Source organism: Exiguobacterium sp. s133, from assembly GCF_018618595.1.
Taxonomy (GTDB): Bacteria; Bacillota; Bacilli; order Exiguobacteriales; family Exiguobacteriaceae; genus Exiguobacterium_A; species Exiguobacterium_A oxidotolerans.
This window is the reverse complement of the sequence record NZ_JACSMK010000001.1, coordinates 184152-202402: the sequence shown is the minus strand read 5'-3', so window position 1 is coordinate 202402 and position 18251 is coordinate 184152. Positions and strand designations below refer to the sequence as shown.

At 47.8% G+C, this 18251-nt stretch carries 21 protein-coding genes; 20 read left to right on the top strand and 1 reads right to left on the bottom strand.

Features of this window, described 5'->3' with window-relative positions; all coding sequences use genetic code 11:
* The first annotated feature begins 12 nt into the window (after positions 1-12).
* From fapR to rnc, 6 genes are all read left to right on the top strand, one after another.
* Positions 13-579 carry a transcription factor FapR gene (gene fapR / locus KNP96_RS01020; RefSeq protein WP_029330861.1) on the top strand — a complete coding sequence of 189 codons (567 nt, stop codon included), beginning with the start codon at positions 13-15 and terminating at the stop codon, positions 577-579.
* Entirely contained in the window at positions 579-1565 is a 987-nt protein-coding gene (plsX, locus tag KNP96_RS01015; protein WP_029330860.1) for a phosphate acyltransferase PlsX, read from the top strand. Before fapR ends, plsX begins: the two co-directional genes overlap by 1 nt.
* A 19-nt stretch (positions 1566-1584) precedes the next feature.
* Positions 1585-2508 (top strand): ACP S-malonyltransferase, encoded by a 924-nt coding sequence (fabD, locus tag KNP96_RS01010; RefSeq protein ID WP_214768601.1) that lies wholly within the window; start codon positions 1585-1587, stop codon positions 2506-2508.
* Positions 2505-3236, top strand: coding sequence for a 3-oxoacyl-[acyl-carrier-protein] reductase (fabG, locus tag KNP96_RS01005; protein ID WP_088837389.1), 732 nt, complete (start codon positions 2505-2507; stop codon positions 3234-3236). The genes fabD and fabG overlap by 4 nt, the downstream gene beginning before the upstream one ends.
* Before the next feature lie 68 nt (positions 3237-3304).
* The gene (acpP, locus tag KNP96_RS01000; protein ID WP_012370777.1) at positions 3305-3544 is read left to right on the top strand and encodes an acyl carrier protein; all 240 of its coding nucleotides are present in this window, start codon (positions 3305-3307) and stop codon (positions 3542-3544) included.
* Positions 3545-3601: 57 nt separating this feature from the next.
* Positions 3602-4372, top strand: coding sequence for a ribonuclease III (gene rnc, locus KNP96_RS00995; RefSeq protein ID WP_088837388.1), 771 nt, complete (start codon positions 3602-3604; stop codon positions 4370-4372).
* A 59-nt stretch (positions 4373-4431) separates the two neighbouring features.
* Here the strand turns inward: rnc and KNP96_RS00990 are convergent, their stop codons facing one another.
* The gene (locus KNP96_RS00990; RefSeq protein ID WP_029330856.1) at positions 4432-4632 is read right to left on the bottom strand and encodes a DUF1128 family protein; all 201 of its coding nucleotides are present in this window, start codon (positions 4630-4632) and stop codon (positions 4432-4434) included.
* Between the two features lie 126 nt (positions 4633-4758).
* On the opposite strand from KNP96_RS00990, the gene smc reads away from it, so the two are divergent.
* The 14 genes from smc to sucC all read left to right on the top strand — a co-directional run bounded on the left by smc (position 4759) and on the right by sucC (position 18238).
* Positions 4759-8328: a chromosome segregation protein SMC gene (gene smc / locus KNP96_RS00985; RefSeq protein ID WP_214768600.1), complete on the top strand. Its 3570-nt coding sequence runs from the start codon at positions 4759-4761 to the stop codon at positions 8326-8328.
* Positions 8325-9329: a signal recognition particle-docking protein FtsY gene (ftsY, locus tag KNP96_RS00980; RefSeq protein WP_214765165.1), complete on the top strand. Its 1005-nt coding sequence runs from the start codon at positions 8325-8327 to the stop codon at positions 9327-9329. The genes smc and ftsY overlap by 4 nt, the downstream gene beginning before the upstream one ends.
* A gap of 101 nt (positions 9330-9430) precedes the next feature.
* Positions 9431-9751, top strand: coding sequence for a putative DNA-binding protein (locus tag KNP96_RS00975; protein ID WP_088837385.1), 321 nt, complete (start codon positions 9431-9433; stop codon positions 9749-9751).
* A 12-nt stretch (positions 9752-9763) separates the two neighbouring features.
* On the top strand, positions 9764-11116 hold the full coding sequence (ffh, locus tag KNP96_RS00970; protein WP_214765163.1) for a signal recognition particle protein: 1353 nt from the start codon (positions 9764-9766) through the stop codon (positions 11114-11116).
* A gap of 93 nt (positions 11117-11209) precedes the next feature.
* Entirely contained in the window at positions 11210-11485 is a 276-nt protein-coding gene (rpsP, locus tag KNP96_RS00965; protein ID WP_012370770.1) for a 30S ribosomal protein S16, read from the top strand.
* An 86-nt stretch (positions 11486-11571) separates the two neighbouring features.
* Positions 11572-12081 (top strand): ribosome maturation factor RimM, encoded by a 510-nt coding sequence (gene rimM / locus KNP96_RS00960; protein WP_214768599.1) that lies wholly within the window; start codon positions 11572-11574, stop codon positions 12079-12081.
* Positions 12078-12806 carry a tRNA (guanosine(37)-N1)-methyltransferase TrmD gene (gene trmD, locus KNP96_RS00955; protein ID WP_214768598.1) on the top strand — a complete coding sequence of 243 codons (729 nt, stop codon included), beginning with the start codon at positions 12078-12080 and terminating at the stop codon, positions 12804-12806. The genes rimM and trmD overlap by 4 nt, the downstream gene beginning before the upstream one ends.
* A 112-nt stretch (positions 12807-12918) precedes the next feature.
* Complete coding sequence (gene rplS, locus KNP96_RS00950) at positions 12919-13272, top strand: 50S ribosomal protein L19 (protein WP_088837381.1); 354 nt, start codon at positions 12919-12921, stop codon at positions 13270-13272.
* Between the two features lie 100 nt (positions 13273-13372).
* A complete protein-coding gene (lepB, locus tag KNP96_RS00945; RefSeq protein WP_214768597.1) occupies positions 13373-13912 on the top strand; it encodes a signal peptidase I in 540 nt (179 codons plus the stop codon).
* 244 nt (positions 13913-14156) lie between these two features.
* A complete protein-coding gene (gene ylqF / locus KNP96_RS00940) occupies positions 14157-15023 on the top strand; it encodes a ribosome biogenesis GTPase YlqF (protein ID WP_088837379.1) in 867 nt (288 codons plus the stop codon).
* Between the two features lie 61 nt (positions 15024-15084).
* Positions 15085-15837, top strand: coding sequence for a ribonuclease HII (locus tag KNP96_RS00935; protein WP_088837378.1), 753 nt, complete (start codon positions 15085-15087; stop codon positions 15835-15837).
* 13 nt (positions 15838-15850) lie between these two features.
* Positions 15851-16732, top strand: a complete 882-nt coding sequence (locus tag KNP96_RS00930; RefSeq protein WP_214765157.1) for a flagellar hook-length control protein FliK — start codon at positions 15851-15853, stop codon at positions 16730-16732.
* Positions 16729-16989 (top strand): EscU/YscU/HrcU family type III secretion system export apparatus switch protein, encoded by a 261-nt coding sequence (locus tag KNP96_RS00925; RefSeq protein ID WP_088837376.1) that lies wholly within the window; start codon positions 16729-16731, stop codon positions 16987-16989. The genes KNP96_RS00930 and KNP96_RS00925 overlap by 4 nt, the downstream gene beginning before the upstream one ends.
* 88 nt (positions 16990-17077) lie before the next feature.
* Positions 17078-18238, top strand: a complete 1161-nt coding sequence (gene sucC / locus KNP96_RS00920; protein WP_029330843.1) for an ADP-forming succinate--CoA ligase subunit beta — start codon at positions 17078-17080, stop codon at positions 18236-18238.
* The last annotated feature ends 13 nt before the right edge of the window (positions 18239-18251 follow it).

Below are 18251 nucleotides of genomic sequence, written 5' to 3'. Positions count from 1 at the left end.
GGAGGAACGTACATGCGGGTACCTAAAAAAGAACGGCAAGTAGAACTACAGCATACGATTGAACAAAACCCATTCATCACGGATGAAGCACTTGCGCTTCATTTTAACGTCAGCATTCAGACGATTCGGCTCGATCGAATGGAATTGAAAATCCCTGAATTACGGGAACGGATTAAACACGTCGCGACAGAACGACTCGATGACGTGCGTACTTTGACCGAAAGCGAAGTCATTGGTGATATGATTGACCTGAAACTTGATACATCTGCGATTTCGATTTTAGAAATTTTGCCGGAACACGCTTTTAGCCGGAACGCGATTGCACGCGGGCATATTCTGTTCGCTCAAGCCAATTCGCTCGCCATCGCGTTAATTGATGACGAGTTAGCATTGACGACACGAGCAAACGTGCAATTTACACGATCTGTCCATGTTGGAGAACGCGTCGTCGCGAAAGCGTTCGTCAGTTCCCATCGACAAGATGGACGATCAGACATCAACGTCGAAAGTTATGTCGGTGATGAGTGTGTCTTTATCGGTGAGTTTACGGTGTATCGTAGTAGTAAGGAGGAATCATGATGATTTTAGCAGTAGATGCAATGGGTGGTGACAACGCCCCCCGTGCGATTGTCGAAGGTGTGATCCAGTATTTAGGGGAGCGCCCGAAGGCGGACATTGAAATTCGATTGGTTGGAGATGAATTGAAGTTACGTTCTTACGACATCAAGGATTCCCGTGTGACGATCGTTCACGCGGCGACTGTCATTACTGGAGAAGACGAACCGGTCCGTGCGATTCGACGGAAAAAAGATAGCTCACTCGTTGTGGCTGCAAACCTGGTGAAAACAAAAGAGGCGGATGCCTTGATTTCAGCAGGCAACACGGGAGCACTGATGACTGCCGGATTGTTTGTGATTGGTCGAATCGAAGGGGTTGACCGTCCTGCGCTGGCCCCGACTTTCCCGACAAGAAACGGAAAAGGTGTCGTCATCTTAGATGTCGGTGCTAATCCGGATGCAAAAGCAGAACATTTGCTTGATTATGCCATCATGGGATCAGTCTACGCAGAACAAGTTCGTGGTATCAAACAACCGAAAGTTGGTCTGCTCAATATCGGCTCAGAAGCTGGTAAAGGCAATGCACTGACGAAGGAAACATATCCCTTACTTGAGACTGCCCCTATTCATTTTATTGGGAATGTCGAGGCGAGAGAAGCGATGAGTGGTGATGTGGACGTGATCGTCACAGAAGGATTTGCAGGGAATACGTTGTTGAAAAGTACGGAAGGTGCTGCAAGCATGATTATGGGTGTCATGAAGGAACAGTTCATGAGTTCATTCAGTTCGAAAATCGCGGCGTTAATTTTAAAGCCGAAACTTAAAAAAATGAAGCAATTGCTCGCGTACGAAGAATATGGTGGGGCCGGGTTGTTCGGAATTGCGGCACCTGTCATCAAAGCACACGGCTCGAGCAATGCCTATGCCTTCAGTCGTGCGCTGGCACAGGCTGAAATGATGGTCGAGCAACACGTCGTTGCGAAAATCATTGAAGCGAAGACAAAATAGAGCTAAAGGAGTGAGCGAGATGGGGAAAACGGTATGGATGTTTCCGGGGCAAGGGTCACAAATGCCCGGTATGGGACAGACACTTGTCAGTGAGGAAGAAACTAAACAAACGTTAGTCGATCTCGGAACACGAATCGGCCTAGATTTAACAACGCTGTTAACGACGGGTACAAAAGAAGAACTAAAGGCGACGGAGCTTGCTCAACCCGCAATCGTCGCACATAGTACACTTCTCGCCACTCGTTATGCGGCACTCGGTAACAAACCGGACTATGTCCTTGGGCATAGCGTCGGGGAGTACAGCGCGCTTGTCGCAGCATCGGTCCTTACGCCGAGTGAAGCCGTTTATCTTGTCCATGAACGTGGTAAGTTGATGAACCAGGTTTCAGGTGGAACGATGGCTGCCGTCATCGGATTAAACGATGTCGAAGCGGCACACCATGCCGTCGAATCGATTGCGGCGACAGGTGAAATCGTGCAAATCGCGAACTACAACTGTCCCGGCCAATTTGTCATCTCAGGGCACGTCGCAGCCGTCGAATCGGCGACAACGAAATTAAAAGAGCTCGGTGCAAAGCGTGTCTTACCACTCGATGTCTCCGGTGCGTTCCACTCCTCTTTAATGACACCGTTCGCACCACGGTTCGAAGATTTCCTTGCTTCTTCACCATTCGAAGCGGCGCAAGCGAAGTTTATCTCAAACGTGGACGGATCGTTTCACGATCAACCGGACGACTTGAAACGTCTGCTCGTTCAACAATTGTATTCACCTGTTCGCTTTGAGGCGTGTGTTGAGCAATTGATTGAAGAGGGTGTTGATACCTTCATCGAATTCGGACCGTCTTCACCACTTAGTGGGCTTGTCAAACGTATCAAAAAAGACGTTAAAATCATTAGTATCACGACACTTGAACAACTAGAAGCGGAGGGAATTCGTGGATGAGTAAGGTAGCACTCGTAACAGGCGCCTCACGAGGAATCGGTGCGGCGATCGCAACACGTCTCGCGGCAGATGGTTTTAAAGTTGTCGTCAACTATGCCGGTAGCACTGAAAAAGCAGAGGCCATCGTCGCGGATATCATCGCGACTGGTGGTGAGGCAATCGCCATCCAAGCCGACGTTGCGAACGCTGATCAAGTCAAGGCGTTGGTTAAACAGACTGTCGATGCATTCGGTCAACTGGATTGTGTCGTCAACAACGCCGGTATCACACGCGACGGTTTGTTGATGCGTATGAAAGAAGCCGATTTTGATGCTGTCGTTGATACGAACCTAAAAGGGGCGTTCCTCGTCACACAAGCGGCGTCACGCCCGTTGATGAAGACGGGTGGTCGCATCATCAATATCGCTTCGGTCGTCGGCATCACGGGTAATCCGGGGCAAGCGAACTATGTGGCCGCGAAAGCCGGTTTGATTGGGTTGACGAAATCGGTCGCCCGTGAACTCGCAAGTAAAGGGGTCACAGCGAATGCGATTTGCCCAGGATTCATCGAAACAGATATGACCGATGAATTGACGGACGATCAACGGAATCTGTCACTTGGACAAATTCCATTGAAACGGTTTGGGCAAACGCAAGACATCGCAGCACTCGTCAGCTTCATCGCTTCGGATGAAGCCCGTTACATCACAGGGCAAACGCTCGCAGTTGATGGCGGCATGACAATGTAACTGAACACCGGTAGTACTTTGCCAAATCGGCAATCATCTTATATACTCAACTCATGGAGGGATTTCAAATGACAAAAGAACAAATTTTAGTAGACGTACAAGAGGCAATCGCAGAAAAATTAGGTAAAGAGCAAAGTGAAATCACACTCGATAAATCGTTCAAAGACGATCTCGGTGCAGATTCACTTGAAGTAATGGAACTCGTTATGGATCTCGAAGATAAATTCGAAATCACAATCGAAGACGATCAAGCAGAAAACTTGAAGACTGTCGGCGATGTCGTCAGCTACATCGAAACACAAGTCTAATCATTGACGCTGACCCACCGCTCTTTTGCGGTGGGATTTAGCTGTTTAGGAGGAATTATGACGAATCAAAAAGGACGTCGTGTCCGAAAAGGACCTTACGTAAAACGTCGAAAAGATGCGCGGACGTTTGCTCAAATCGAGCAAAAATTCGAAGAGTTACAAACGCGCCTTTCGATTCATTTTTCAAATGTCGAATTGTTGAAGCAAGCGTTTACCCATTCTTCGTTCGTCAATGAACAACGTGAATCGGATGGGGATAACGAACGACTTGAATTTTTAGGGGATGCGGTCTTAGAATTGACGGTCTCAAGATATTTATTTGAACACTACCCGGAACGTTCCGAGGGGGAATTAACAAAACTGCGAGCAGCTATCGTGTGTGAACCATCGCTCGTCCAGTTTGCCAATCATTATGAATTCTCTGACATGATTTTGCTAGGTAAAGGGGAAGAACTGACAGGCGGACGAAATCGGCCAGCATTACTTGCTGACGTATTTGAAGCGTTTATCGGTGCACTTTATCTTGACCAAGGCATTGAAGCAGCAGAGCGATTCCTCGCCGAAGCGGTTTTTCCGAAAGTGGCATCTGGTTTCTTCGAAGAGCAGACAGACTTCAAGAGCCAATTACAAGAAGCGATTCAACGGGTCGGACTCGGACAAATTGAATACGAGATCATCGAAGAACGTGGTCCCGCACATAGCCGGGAATTCATCTCGCGTGTTCAAGTCCCGGATAAGCTTGAAGGAATCGGGACCGGTCGTTCGAAAAAAGAAGCAGAACAGCAAGCAGCGAAACAAGCCTTGCTTGAGCTGAAAAAACAATTTTAAGTAAAAAAACCATATAAAAAAAGGCGCCCGATTGGGAACGCCTTTTTTTATATGGTTTCTTACACCGTCTTCAGTGATTTTAGTTCATCGACGATTGCATCGACCTCAGCGAGTGATAACGATTCACGCATCATGACGAACTCATAAATTTCTTTTAAGTCGTCATTTTTCGTGCCGTCGAACTGCTCGGCTTTGATGACGCCTTTATTAATAATATTTAATTTATCCAAGATTGCTTCAATCATTTGTTCAATTGTCATATCGTTGAATTCTCCTCTTCACGTCTTTACCGTTAACATTACCATAAAACCTACCATTTTGTAGACCTTTCGGCTATGGTAAACTAAAAGAAAATTAAAAGAAATTTAAACATACGGGTGGTAAAGATGTACTTAAAACGAATTGAAATCAACGGCTTCAAATCTTTTGCGAGCCGGACAGAACTTGACTTCCTACCGGGAGTGACGGCAGTCGTCGGACCGAACGGTAGTGGGAAGTCGAATATATCGGATGCAGTGCGCTGGGTGCTCGGTGAGCAATCGGCTAAATCATTACGCGGCGCGAAGATGGAAGATGTCATCTTCGCCGGCAGTATGTCAGAACATCGAAAGCAGTTCGCAGAAGTAACGCTTGTCCTCGATAATGAGTCGGGAACGGTTGCGTTACCTTACCAAGAGTTGAGCGTGACGCGACGCGTCAGTCGAAATGGAGACAGTGATTATTTTCTTAATAAAAAACCATGTCGCTTGAAGGACGTCCTCGATCTCTTCATGGATACGGGACTGTCCCGTGATGCCTTCGCAATCATTGGTCAAGGACGTGTCGAACAAGTCATCTCCGGGAAACCGGAAGAGCGGCGGTCCGTCATCGAAGAGGCGGCGGGTGTCTTAAAATACCGGCACCGGAAAAAACAAGCGGAGCGGAAGTTGAGTGACACGGAAACGAATCTCTCACGTGTCGATGATATTTTATTTGAACTCGGTGGACGAATCGAACCGTTACGAGAACAAGCAGCGCTTGCAAAAGAGTATCTGATTGCCCGCGACCGGTTCGACTTTTTAGAACGTGGCATCATTGCAGAAGAAATTCAAAACTATATGGAACAAATTGCCCGATTGACGACGGAAATCGAAACGTTTGAGCGTGAGTTGTCAAATGAACAGGCACGTCTTGAGAAAACGCAAACCTCGAGAGAAGAACAAGAAACAATGCTTGAAAACATTCGCCGGACAGAGACAGAGATGCAGGAACGGTTACGAACCGTCTCGACGACGCTCGTTGAAATTCAAGGTTCGCTGAACTTGGCAAAAGAACGTGAGAAACATGGGACGCAAATGAAAGAGCGTTTAGAACAAGAAGTGGCGACACTTGAAGCGCGTGTTTCCCTAATTGAGGATGAGGCGAAAAAAGCAGTTCGCTTACGAGACGAAACGAAGCAAACATACGAGGGAACTGTCAAACGTCGTGAACAAGCAGATGCCGCATTAACGTATTCGGAACGTGATTTTGAAAAAGAAGCAGAGCAACTACGGTCTGAAGCGTTTGAAGTAGCGAGTCGGCTGGCGGCGACGAATAACGCCTATAACCGAGCAAAACAAGATTTACAGAGTGCGGAAGAGTTACGCCGGACGTTCGCGGAAGGGACAGGGTCGAAACAATCGGCGCAAACAGCTTATGCGGCCGAGGTCGACCGACTAGAAGCGAGCTCTTTAAACGTGCGGCAACAGCTCGATGCTTTAGTAGCGGAAGAGACGCAAGTTGAAACGAAACAACACGAACAGCGAACGATGATGACGCAAGTCGAACGATCCATCGTCGATCTCCATCGCCGGCGTGATAAAACAGAGGACCGGATTGAATTTTTGGAGTCCGTCAAGGCAGATTACAGTGGTTATTTCGGTGCCGTCAAAACGATTTTGAAACAGCGTGATCACATTTCAGGCATATATGGAGCGGTTGCCGAATTGATTTCCGTACCGGCCCGATATGAAGCGGCGATCGAAACGGCACTCGGTGGAGCCATGCAAAACGTCGTCGTCGATACAGACGCGACGGGGCGGAAATTGATTCAGGAATTACGCCGTCTAAATGCGGGACGGGCGACGTTCATGCCGCTCAGTTCGATTCAACGGCGCGATTTGAATCAATCGGTTCGCAATCAACTATCTGCGATGCAAGGATACATCGGCGTTGCGAGTGAACTCGTGACGACGACCGATGAGCTGACGAAATTAAAACAGAACTTGCTCGGGACGACGCTTGTCGTCGAATCGCTTGAACAAGCGAACGCGATTGCCCGTGCAACGGGACATCGGTATCGTCTCGTGACGCTCGACGGAGATGTCGTCAACGTCGGTGGTTCGATGACAGGGGGGAGCCGAAAAAAAGGGACGCCACTCTTTAGTCAATCACGGGAGTTAGACGAACTCCGCGAAGGGCTGACGCAAGGGCAGGCGGTCATTCGTGAACAAGAGCGCCGCCTCGCGGAGATGAAAGTAGTAGATGAACAATTGAACGTTACGCTTGAGACGCTTGCGCAAGAAATGAAAACGACGCGAACGACACTTGAATCACTTCGGGATGAATTGACGGAGGCGAAACATGGTCTCGCAATCACAGCTTCGGAACTGTCCGTCCAAGATGGCCAGTTGCAACGGTTGGCGGAGCAAGAACGGGAAGCGAAGGCGACGATTGAACAAGCTGAGCACGATATCGCGAACTTGACGAAGCGGCAACAAGAACTCAGACGTGATCTCGATCAGCTAAAAGAGGCACAGGCACGGGGTGCTGTGACAATCGAAGACTTGAAACAACAACAAGCAGATGCCTTGCTCGAAGAACGGACAATGATCTTGAAGTTAGATCAAGTCAATCGTGAAGTCGAACGAATCGAAGAATCGTTGAATCATGCGAAACTCGAACGGAGTCATAAGCGGCGTGATTTAAAACATGTGCTCGAAGGGTTTGGTGAAGGTCAAATCGAAGCATTGCATGCAGAGCAGGCGCAGATGCTTAAAGAACAAACAACGGTTGAACAAGAATTGAAAGCAATCACGGACCAAATCCAACGTGACGGCGAAAGTTTACGACTTCTACGGATCCGTGAAGCGAAGCTGAAAGAGGAGCAACAGTCGGCGAAACAACAAGTCGATCAAGCGCGCCTCAACCACGGCAGAATCAGTACACGTCTTGAAACACGTCAAGAAATGCTCGACGAGATGGGGCTGATTCTCGAATTGATTGAACCGCTGACGATTCCATTCGAAGAGGCGAAAGAGGAAGTACACCTCCTCAAGCGTCAATTAGAAGAAATCGGAGTTGTTAATATCGGTGCGATTGAAGAGTTCGCTGAAGTCGATCAACGGTTTACGTTCCTCTCGACGCAACGTGATGACTTAGTGACGGCGAAAACGGATTTATATGCCGTCATCGATGAGATGGATCGTGAAGTCGTCCGACTCTTTAAAGAGACGTTTACGGCTGTACGGGAACACTTCCGTGAGACATTCCGCGAATTGTTCGGTGGAGGAGAAGCGGACTTGATTCTTGTCGATCCGAGCGACCTCTTGACGAGCGGGATTGACATCGTCGCGAAACCACCGGGTAAAAAACTACAGAACTTGTCACTCTTATCTGGTGGGGAACGCGCGTTGACGGCGATTGCCTTGTTGTTCGCGATTTTGAAGACGCGTCCCGTCCCGTTTTGTGTACTTGATGAGGTCGAAGCAGCTCTTGACGAAGCGAACGTTGCCCGGTTCGGTGAGTTCGTTCATCAGTTGGCGCGTGATACACAATTCATCATCATCACACACCGGAAAGGTACGATGGAGTCAGCGGATGTTTTATACGGCGTGACGATGCAACAAAACGGTATTTCGGAAGTGTTATCCGTTAAACTAGAAGAGGCACGGCGAACATTGACTGAAGAAGTAGAATCAAAGGAGCTAAAACAATGAGTTTTTTTAAGAAACTAAAAGACCGGTTGACGACGTCGACACAAGAAGTCACGTCTAAGTTTACGGAAGGGTTGTCGAAGACGCGTGACGGGCTTGCGAGTGCCGTCAATGATCTCGTCTACCGTTTCCGGGAAGTCGATGAAGAATTTTTTGAAGAGTTAGAAGAAGTGCTGATTCAAGCTGACGTCGGTGTGACGACGACGATGGATTTGGTCGAAAAATTAAAGATTGAAGTCAAACGAAAAAATGTTAAAGACACAAAAGAAGTCCGTGATGTACTCGTCGAAGTCGTCGCCAACATGTTGATTGAAGAAGAAGAAACGGAACTTGATTTAGACCACGACCTCAGTGTCATCTTATTCGTGGGTGTCAACGGTGTCGGGAAAACGACGACAATCGGGAAGCTCGCGAATCGATTGAAGAACGAAGGAAAAACCGTCATGCTCGCAGCAGGGGATACATTCCGAGCAGGCGCCATCGATCAGTTGCAAGTCTGGGGCGAGCGCTCCGGTGTACCGGTCATCCGTCAGGGAGAAGGATCGGATCCTGCTGCCGTCGTCTTCGATGCTGTTCAAGCGGCAAAAGCGCGGAAAGTCGATGTCTTGATTTGTGATACGGCAGGACGTCTGCAAAACAAAGTCAATTTGATGAATGAACTCGAAAAAGTCAAACGGGTCATTGAACGTGAAATCCCGGGGGCCCCGCATGAAGTCCTCCTTGCGCTCGACGCGACGACCGGACAAAATGCGATGGTGCAAGCCAAAGCGTTCAAACAAGCGACGAATGTCAGCGGCATCGTCTTGACGAAGCTTGACGGGACAGCAAAAGGTGGCATCGTTCTCGCGATTAAGAATGAACTGGATCTCCCCGTGAAGTTCGTTGGATTAGGTGAAAAGATTGACGATCTCCAACCGTTTAATGCCGAGCAATTCGTCCACGGTCTCTTCGGTGACGTATTCGAAGAAAAGCAAACGACGGACGAGGCATCGGAAGAGGAATAAGCTAGGTTTGCTTGTAAAGAAAAAAACTTGACAACACACTGTGAGGGCTGTACTATACTATCTGTAAAGGAATTTCACTTAACAACCGTGGAGGTGCTCGGATGACACTTGATAAAACGAACCGGATGAATTATCTGATTGACTTTTATCAGGAGCTTTTGACGCCGAAACAACGAAATTATATGTCACTCTATTATTTAGATGATTTTTCGTTAGGTGAAATCGCCGATGAGTTTGAAGTCAGCCGACAAGCAGTCTACGACAACATAAAACGTACGGAAGCGATGCTTGAGCAATATGAAGAACGACTTTCCTTGTTTCAAAAATATGAGCAGCGAAAGATCCTTCTTGATGAACTGAAGCAGCTCGACCTTCCAAGCGAGGCACTGGTGACGATTGAATCACTGGAGCAATTAGAGTAGGAGGCATCATCAATGGCATTCGAAGGATTATCGGAACGGCTTCAAGCCAGTCTCGCCAAAATGCGAGGTAAAGGTAAGATTTCTGAAGCGGACGTAAAGGAAATGATGCGTGAGGTCCGCCTCGCGTTGTTAGAAGCCGACGTCAACTTCAAAGTAGTGAAACAGTTCGTAAATGATGTGAAGGAGCGCGCCGTCGGTCAAGACGTGATGACGTCTCTAACACCCGGTCAACAAGTCGTCAAAATCGTCCATGACGAATTGACGAAATTGATGGGGGAAGAAGTATCTCCGTTGACGCTCGCTAACCGTCCGCCGACAGTCATTATGATGACTGGTCTTCAAGGGGCAGGTAAAACGACGACAACCGGAAAACTCGCCAATCATTTACGAAAAAAACACAATCGCAGTCCACTGCTCGTAGCAGCGGACATTTACCGTCCGGCTGCGATTAAACAACTTGAGACGCTAGGAAAACAACTTGAATTACCGGTCTTCTCGATGGGAGATCAGGTAAGTCCACAAGAAATCGTAACCGGCGCGCTCGACTATGCAAAAGAGCATCACCACGATATCGTGTTGATCGATACGGCGGGACGCTTACATGTCGATGAGGATCTGATGCAGGAACTTGTCGATGTGAAGGAAATCGCCAAGCCTAACGAAATCTTCCTTGTCGTCGACTCGATGACGGGTCAGGATGCGGTCAATGTCGCACAAAGCTTTAATGAAAAGCTCGGCGTGACAGGGGTCGTCCTGACGAAACTCGACGGAGATACTCGAGGCGGAGCAGCACTCTCCATCAAGGCAGTCACCGGAGCACCGATTAAGTTCGTCGGTCTTGGAGAGAAGCTAGACGCAATCGAGCCATTCTACCCAGAGCGGATGGCGTCACGGATTCTCGGTATGGGAGATATGTTAACGCTGATTGAAAAAGCAGAGTTCCAAATGGACGCAACACGCGCCAAGGAGCTCGAAGGCAAAATGCGCGATGCATCGTTCACGTTTGACGATTTCATCGAGCAGTTGCAGCAAGTGAAACAGATGGGTCCTTTGGATGAGTTGTTAGGAATGATTCCGGGTGCCGGTAAAGGAAAGATGAAGGGCTTGAAAAATGCTCAAATCGATGAGAAGCAACTTGTTTATGTCGAAGCGATTATTCAATCGATGACAAAACGGGAGCGGACTGAACCGGAAATCCTCAATGCGAGTCGTCGGAAACGGATTGCGCGCGGCAGTGGTCGTAGCATTCAAGAAGTGAACCGGTTGATCAAGCAATTTGAAGACATGCGGAAGATGATGAAACAATTCTCCGGCCAAATGGGCAAAGGGAAAAAGAAAGGCGGCTTTGGCCTCCCATTCTTCTAAAAGTCTTTTCTCTTTTGCTGTAACGTTGTATACTAGTGAAGTTGTCAATTTGACTAAACCAAAAAACTATTTAATATCTGGAGGGACTTACGAATGGCAGTTAAAATTCGTCTTAAGCGCATGGGCGCAAACAAATCACCTTTCTACCGTGTGGTAGTAGCAGACTCACGTGCACCACGTGATGGTCGTTTCATCGAGCAAATCGGATACTACAACCCGGTTGCTAAACCAGAAGCAGAAGTAAAACTTAACGAAGAGCTCGCTCTTAAATGGCTCGCTGAAGGTGCTAAACCATCAGACACAGTTCGTAACCTCTTCTCAAAAGCTGGTATCATGGAGAAATTCCACAACGCGAAACTCGCGAAGTAAGACATTTGGAGGTGAGCGAAAGCTTACCTCCTTTTTGTTGCAGAAAAATAGAAGAATGACGATTTTAAAGGAAGGAAGTGAAGAAGATGCAATGGTTAGAAGTCGCGAAAATCGCGAATACACACGGTCTAAAGGGAGAATTGAAATTACTTGCGAGTACAGATTTTCCGGAAGAACGCTTTAAAGTCGGAAATGACGTATTTCTCGAGATGGAGGGGACGTATGTACCGCTGACGGTGAGCAGTTACCGGAAACATAAACAATTCGTCATGGTGACCTTCAAAGGAATGCATCACATCAACGACGTCGAAAAGTATAAAGGGATGAAACTTTTCGTGCAGCCGGAAGTCTTACAAGAGCTCGGAGAAAATGAATACTACTACCACGAAATCATCGGTTGCGACGTCTATGACGGAGATGAGAAAATCGGGGTTGTCTCGGAAATCTTAGAGACCGGAGCAAACGATGTCTGGACGATTAAACGTCCGGGAAAAAAAGACGTCTTGATTCCGTACATCGAACAAGTCGTCGCGTCGATCGATGTGCAAGAAAAGCGGATTCAAATCACACCATTACCTGGATTGATTGAAGGATGAACATCAAAGTCTTGACGCTTTTTCCGGACATGTTCACAGCACTCGATCATTCAATCGTCGGACGGGCACAAGAAGATGCGCGGATACATCTCGAGTACATTAACTTCCGAGACTATTCGACGAATCGACATGGGCGTGTCGATGATTCTCCTTACGGGGGTGGTGCTGGGATGTTGTTGACGCCGCAACCTGTTTTTGACGCTGTTGCGGCCTTGCCGAAAGCGAACCGTCGCATCGTTGCGATGACACCGACAGGACAGCGTTTTGATCAAGCAGTAGCGGAAGAATGGGCGCAGGAATCGGAACTTGTTTTCTTATGTGGACATTATGAAGGATTTGATCAACGGATTCATGACGAACTGGTGACGGACGAGGTGTCGCTTGGAGACTTCGTTTTGACGGGAGGGGAATTAGCTGCGATGACGATGATTGATGCCGTCGTCCGTTTGTTACCTGATGTCCTCGGCAAGTCGGCCAGTCATGAAGACGATTCATTTTCGACCGGATTGCTCGAATACCCCCATTATACCCGTCCTGCCGACTATAACGGATTAAGGGTACCGGACGTCTTATTATCCGGGAATCATGCAAAAATCGAGCAGTGGCGAAGACAGCAAGCCTTGAAGCGGACGCTCGAGCGACGTCCTGATTTACTCGAGACAGCCGAGCTGTCCGCAAGTGATTTAAAGTACCTTCAGTCAATTTCAGGATTGTCAAAAGAATGAAATTGTGATAAGTTAAAACATGTGGCAAAAGCCACCTATTAACGATGTTCCGCTGTTGGATGCAATAAGCAAATGAAGATAAGAACATTGGTGAAAAAAGGAGAAATCATTCATGAACACACAACAATTGTTCCGTGAAATTACACAAGAACAAATCAAGTCAGACGTCCCTTCGTTCCGTCCTGGGGATACAGTCCGTGTACACGTTAAAGTCGTCGAGGGTACGCGTGAGCGGATCCAGCTTTTCGAAGGCGTAGTCATCAAACGTCACGGTGGCGGCATCAGTGAAACTTTCACAGTCCGTAAGATTTCTTACGGAGTTGGCGTAGAGCGTGCTTTCCCGCTCCACTCACCACGTGTTGCACAAGTCGAAGTCGTTCGTTACGGTAAAGTCCGTCGTGCGAAACTTTACTACCTCCGTAACCTTCGTGGTAAAGCGGCGCGTATTAAAGAAGTTCGTCGTTAATCATGTGAAAAAGTGGCTTGTCCTCGGACAAGCTTCTTTTTTTTATCGTTTATGCGTATACTAAGTCTAGGTTAAAGATTTAATCAAAGGAGTGGAACGCGTGAAGGAGTTATTTAGTTGGGTAAAGGCGCTTGTCGTAGCGCTCGTGATTGCGTTCATCATCCGAACGTTTCTATTCGTCCCGGTCATCGTGGACGGCGAGTCGATGATGCCGACACTGCACAATTCAGACCGGATGGTCGTCAATAAGGTTCCCTATTACTTTAATGAACCAGAGCGTGGCGATATCGTCGTCTTCCATGCGACGGAAACACGTGACTATATTAAACGTGTCATCGCTGTCCCAGGCGATACGCTGTACTACAAGGATGATATGCTGTATATCAACGATAAAAAAGTGGAAGAACCATATTTAAAAGAATTTAAAGCGCAAATGAATGGTGTTCCTTTGACGGAAGACTTTACATTAGAAGATCGGACCGGCGAAACGAAAGTACCCGCCGGTAAAGTATTCGTCATGGGGGACAACCGTCAAAACTCGAAAGATAGCCGTGACATCGGGTTCGTCGATGAAGATCAAATCGTCGGAACGACAAATTTCGTCTTTTATCCGTTCGGTGATTTACGATCAGTTGATTAAAAAATCATGGGCGCGTAGTAAGGTGAGTCTAGCAGAAACAGCTCCATCAACCGTGCGTTTGATGGAACAAGGTCAGGAATTGAGTAGTGTCCGCACGACACTACTTCTTTTCTTGGCTTTTTTTGCGTATACTAAGGGATGGATCGTTTCTTGAGAACGAAGTGACGGTAACTGAAGCAGGTCTTACCGCGTCACACAACATGAAGTTAGCAGTCCAGTAATATGATGAGTTGAGGTGGAATATATGACGATACAATGGTTCCCTGGTCACATGGCGAAAGCACGTCGTGAAGTCCAGGAAAAATTAAAATTAATCGACGTCGTCATCGAATTGGTCGATGCACGTCTCCCGATGTCGAGTCGCAATCCGATGGTCGAGCAAATTACGGCAGGAAAACCGCGGTTAATCGTCTTGAACAAAGCCGATATGGCTGATGCGCGTTTGACGGAGCGCTGGATGAAGGCCCTTCGTAAGGACGGAGTCGATGTCATCGCTGTCGATGCGAAACACAATAAGGGTCTTGGACAAATTCATGAAGGTGCATTACGCCTGATGAAAGAAAAACATGATCGCATGCGTGAAAAGGGACGAAATCCGAGTGCGATTCGAGCGTTGATCATCGGCATCCCGAACGTCGGGAAATCAACATTAATCAATCGCCTTGCCGGACGAAACATTGCCATCACGGGTGACCGCCCGGGTGTGACGAAACGTCAGCAATGGATCAAAATGAAGACGGGTGAGATGGAGTTGCTCGATACACCAGGTATTCTCTGGCCGAAGTTTGACGATCAGTTGGTTGGCTATCGTCTAGCAGCAACAGGTGCAATCAAAGATGATATCTTAAACATCGATGACATCGCGCTGTTTGCCATCCGTGAGCTCAAATCGCGTTATCCGGAGCAATTGATGGAACGCTATCGCTTAGACGATGTGTCCGGTGAAGCCGTTGATGTACTAGAAGCAATCGGGAACAAACGAGGGTTCAATTCAGGTGGATACGTCGATTTCGAACGGACGAGCGAGATGTTGTTACATGAGCTACGGACGGAAAAAGTCGGACGTGTGACACTTGAAACAGTCGAAGAATGGGCAACAACAGCAGAATAAGACGAGCTTGGAACCTTCTCTAGAAGGTCCAAGCTTTTTTCGAAATAGGAGTGAATGTCAGATGAAGATTCAAGACTTAAGAGAACGTCTCAAAGGGATTTCACGCGAACAATTCGCAGCCATCGAACAGGATCTGATGCATGATGAACGAAAAGGGATCAGGCTGTTATTGAAACAAACAAGCCGTCGCCTCGATCTCGAAGAACAATTGCGCCTCAGTTTTATTGAACGCTCGCAGTTCGAAGAAGCTTACCGGGCACAGGGGTGGGAGAAGATTGCTGGTGTCGATGAGGTCGGGCGAGGTCCGCTTGCTGGACCTGTCGTCGCGGCAGCAGTCATCTTACCAAAAGATTTTTATCATCCCGCGTTGACGGACTCAAAACAAATGTCAAAAAAACAACGGCAACTGGCGTATCAGCATATTCGTAAAGTCGCAGAGGTCGCCATCGGCATCATCGAACCAGCAGAAATTGACCGGATCAATATTTACCAAGCCTCGAAACAGGCGATGTTACAAGCGGTGAATGGCGTGTCTGCCGAGGCATTGCTCGTCGATGCGATGGAGCTTGATCTCAATCTACCTCAAACGTCACTGATTAAAGGGGATGCGCGTAGCATCTCAATCGCAGCGGCGAGCGTCATTGCGAAGGAAACGCGTGATGCGATGATGGAGGACTATGCGAAACAGTATCCGGGATACGGGTTTGAGCAACATGCAGGGTACGGGACAGCACAGCATTTGCAGGCACTCGATACATACGGTGTGACACCGATTCATCGCAAAACGTTCAAACCGGTTCTTGATCGACTCTAGGAGGTGAATGCGTGTGCAAATCGAACATCGGGCCTTACTTCCCTTTAAGATTATTGATCAAGCCAACATGCCGTTACGCGAAGGGGCAAATGTCGTCGGGAAAGTATTGAAATTATTGCCGGACGGGTTAATGGAGTTGCAAGTCGGACAACGGGTCCTAACGGCTGGAACAACGGCTGATTTAAAAGAAGGAATGTCGTACCGATTCGTCGTGACGAGCACGGAAGGGCAACCGGTGCTGAAGATTTTATCGGAAGCTCCACAAACTGCGGCGAAACAAATCCTGCCTTCGATGCTTGAAAGTCTCTTGCGACCAGCGTCAGAGGGAGTACCGCAGACGACACGTGCGCTGTTACAACAACTTGGCCAACGCGCGATGGAAGGATCGGGTCAAGTACTCAAACAGACAATTGTTGAGCTCATTCAGTTAGCGCGTACTGCAGAGGCAGATGGGCAAGGGTCCCTTGACCGAAAGACGAGTGATCAAATCTTGACGCAACAACTCGTTCAAGCGACGAATGAACCGGGACGCGGCATCTTTATGTTGCAACTACCACAGTTTGGTCCCTTTGAAGATGTCGATGTGACGATGGAAGCACCGTTCGACAAAAAAGAATTCAATCCGGACCATGCCCGAATCGCTTTTTATCTCAAACTGCCTCAGTTGGGCGAAATTGCGATTGACTTATTAATCACTGATCGAAAGATGGCTGTTTCCGTCTTTCATCCGGATCAACGGATTAGCGCATTCATGGACGCTTATCAACCGATGATGGAACAACGCTTAAAGGAGCAGGGATATGAGTTGATTCGTTTTGAATTGGTCGAACAAACGAAAGAGCGGGTGCCTATCGATTTGACACGTCGGAGTGGAAGGGTGGATTATCAAGCATGAAAAAAGCGATTGCTTTATCTTATGAAGAACAAATGGCAGCTCCAAAAGTCGTCGCCAAAGGTTCCGAAATCGTCGCCGAGCGGATTTTAGAAGAAGCGATCCGACACAACATTCCGATTCGGCAAGATCAGACATTGGTAACATTACTTGATGCAATCGAGGTATCTGAGCAAGTTCCGCCGGAGTTATACGGGGTCATCGCCGAGCTGTTTGCCTTTTTGTATCAGCTCGATCATGAGGGAATCACGAAAAAATAAATGCTTTCGGTCGATAACGATAGACAGCGCTTCCAATTTTAACTACAATGAAAGAGCCGAAACTAAAGGGGTTAAGGGGGATTTTTTCATGAATGTACATGAATATCAGGCAAAAGAGTTACTTCGTTCATACGGTGTACCTGTACCGAACGGAATCGCAGCATTTACGGTCGAAGAGGCTGTCGATGCAGCAGAACAATTGTCAGGCCCAATTAAAGTTGTCAAAGCACAGATTCACGCAGGGGGACGCGGTAAAGCCGGTGGTGTCAAACTAGCAAAATCGCAAGAAGAAGTAAAAGAATTCGCGACGGAGTTACTCGGCAAAACGCTCGTCACGCATCAAACAGGACCAGAAGGTAAAGTCGTTCAACGTCTTCTCGTCGAAGAAGGTTGTGCGATCGATAAGGAATACTATCTCGGGATTGTCCTTGATCGTGTGACAGGTCGTGTCGTCATCATGGGTTCAAGTGAAGGCGGAATGGACATTGAAGAAGTGGCAGAAGCGACTCCTGAAAAAATCATCAAGGAAATCGTTGATCCAGCAGTCGGACTTCAAGCTTTCCAAGCACGTAAATTAGCGTTCGCAATGGGTGTACCCGTTAAACTCGTTAACAAATTCGTTGGTATGGTGACGAAACTCTACACGTTCTTCGTTGAAAAGGATTGCTCAATCGCTGAAATCAATCCACTCGTTACAACAAAAGACGGTGATGTCGTTGCACTTGACGCGAAGTTGAACTTCGATTCGAATGCGTTGTATCGTCATGCGGACATCGTCGCACTCCGTGATGAAACGGAAGAAGATCCACGTGAAGTCGAAGCTTCAAAAAGCGATTTGAACTACATCGCGCTTGATGGGAATATCGGCTGTCTCGTTAATGGCGCAGGTCTTGCGATGGCAACCATGGACATCATCAAACACTTCAGTGGCGATCCGGCCAACTTCCTCGATGTAGGTGGCGGCGCGACGAAAGAGAAAGTAACGGAAGCGTTCAAATTGATTCTCTCAGATGATAACGTCAAAGGAATTTTTGTCAACATCTTCGGCGGCATCATGAAGTGTGATGTCATCGCGGAAGGGATCGTTGCAGCAACAAAAGAAGTCGGCTTAGAGTTACCACTCGTCGTTCGTCTTGAAGGAACAAATGTTGACGCAGGGAAACAAATTCTCAAAGATTCAGGTCTAGCGATTACAGCAGCTACATCAATGGCAGACGGCGCAGAAAAAATCGCTGCGCTCGTGAAGTAAGGGGGAGCTAAGG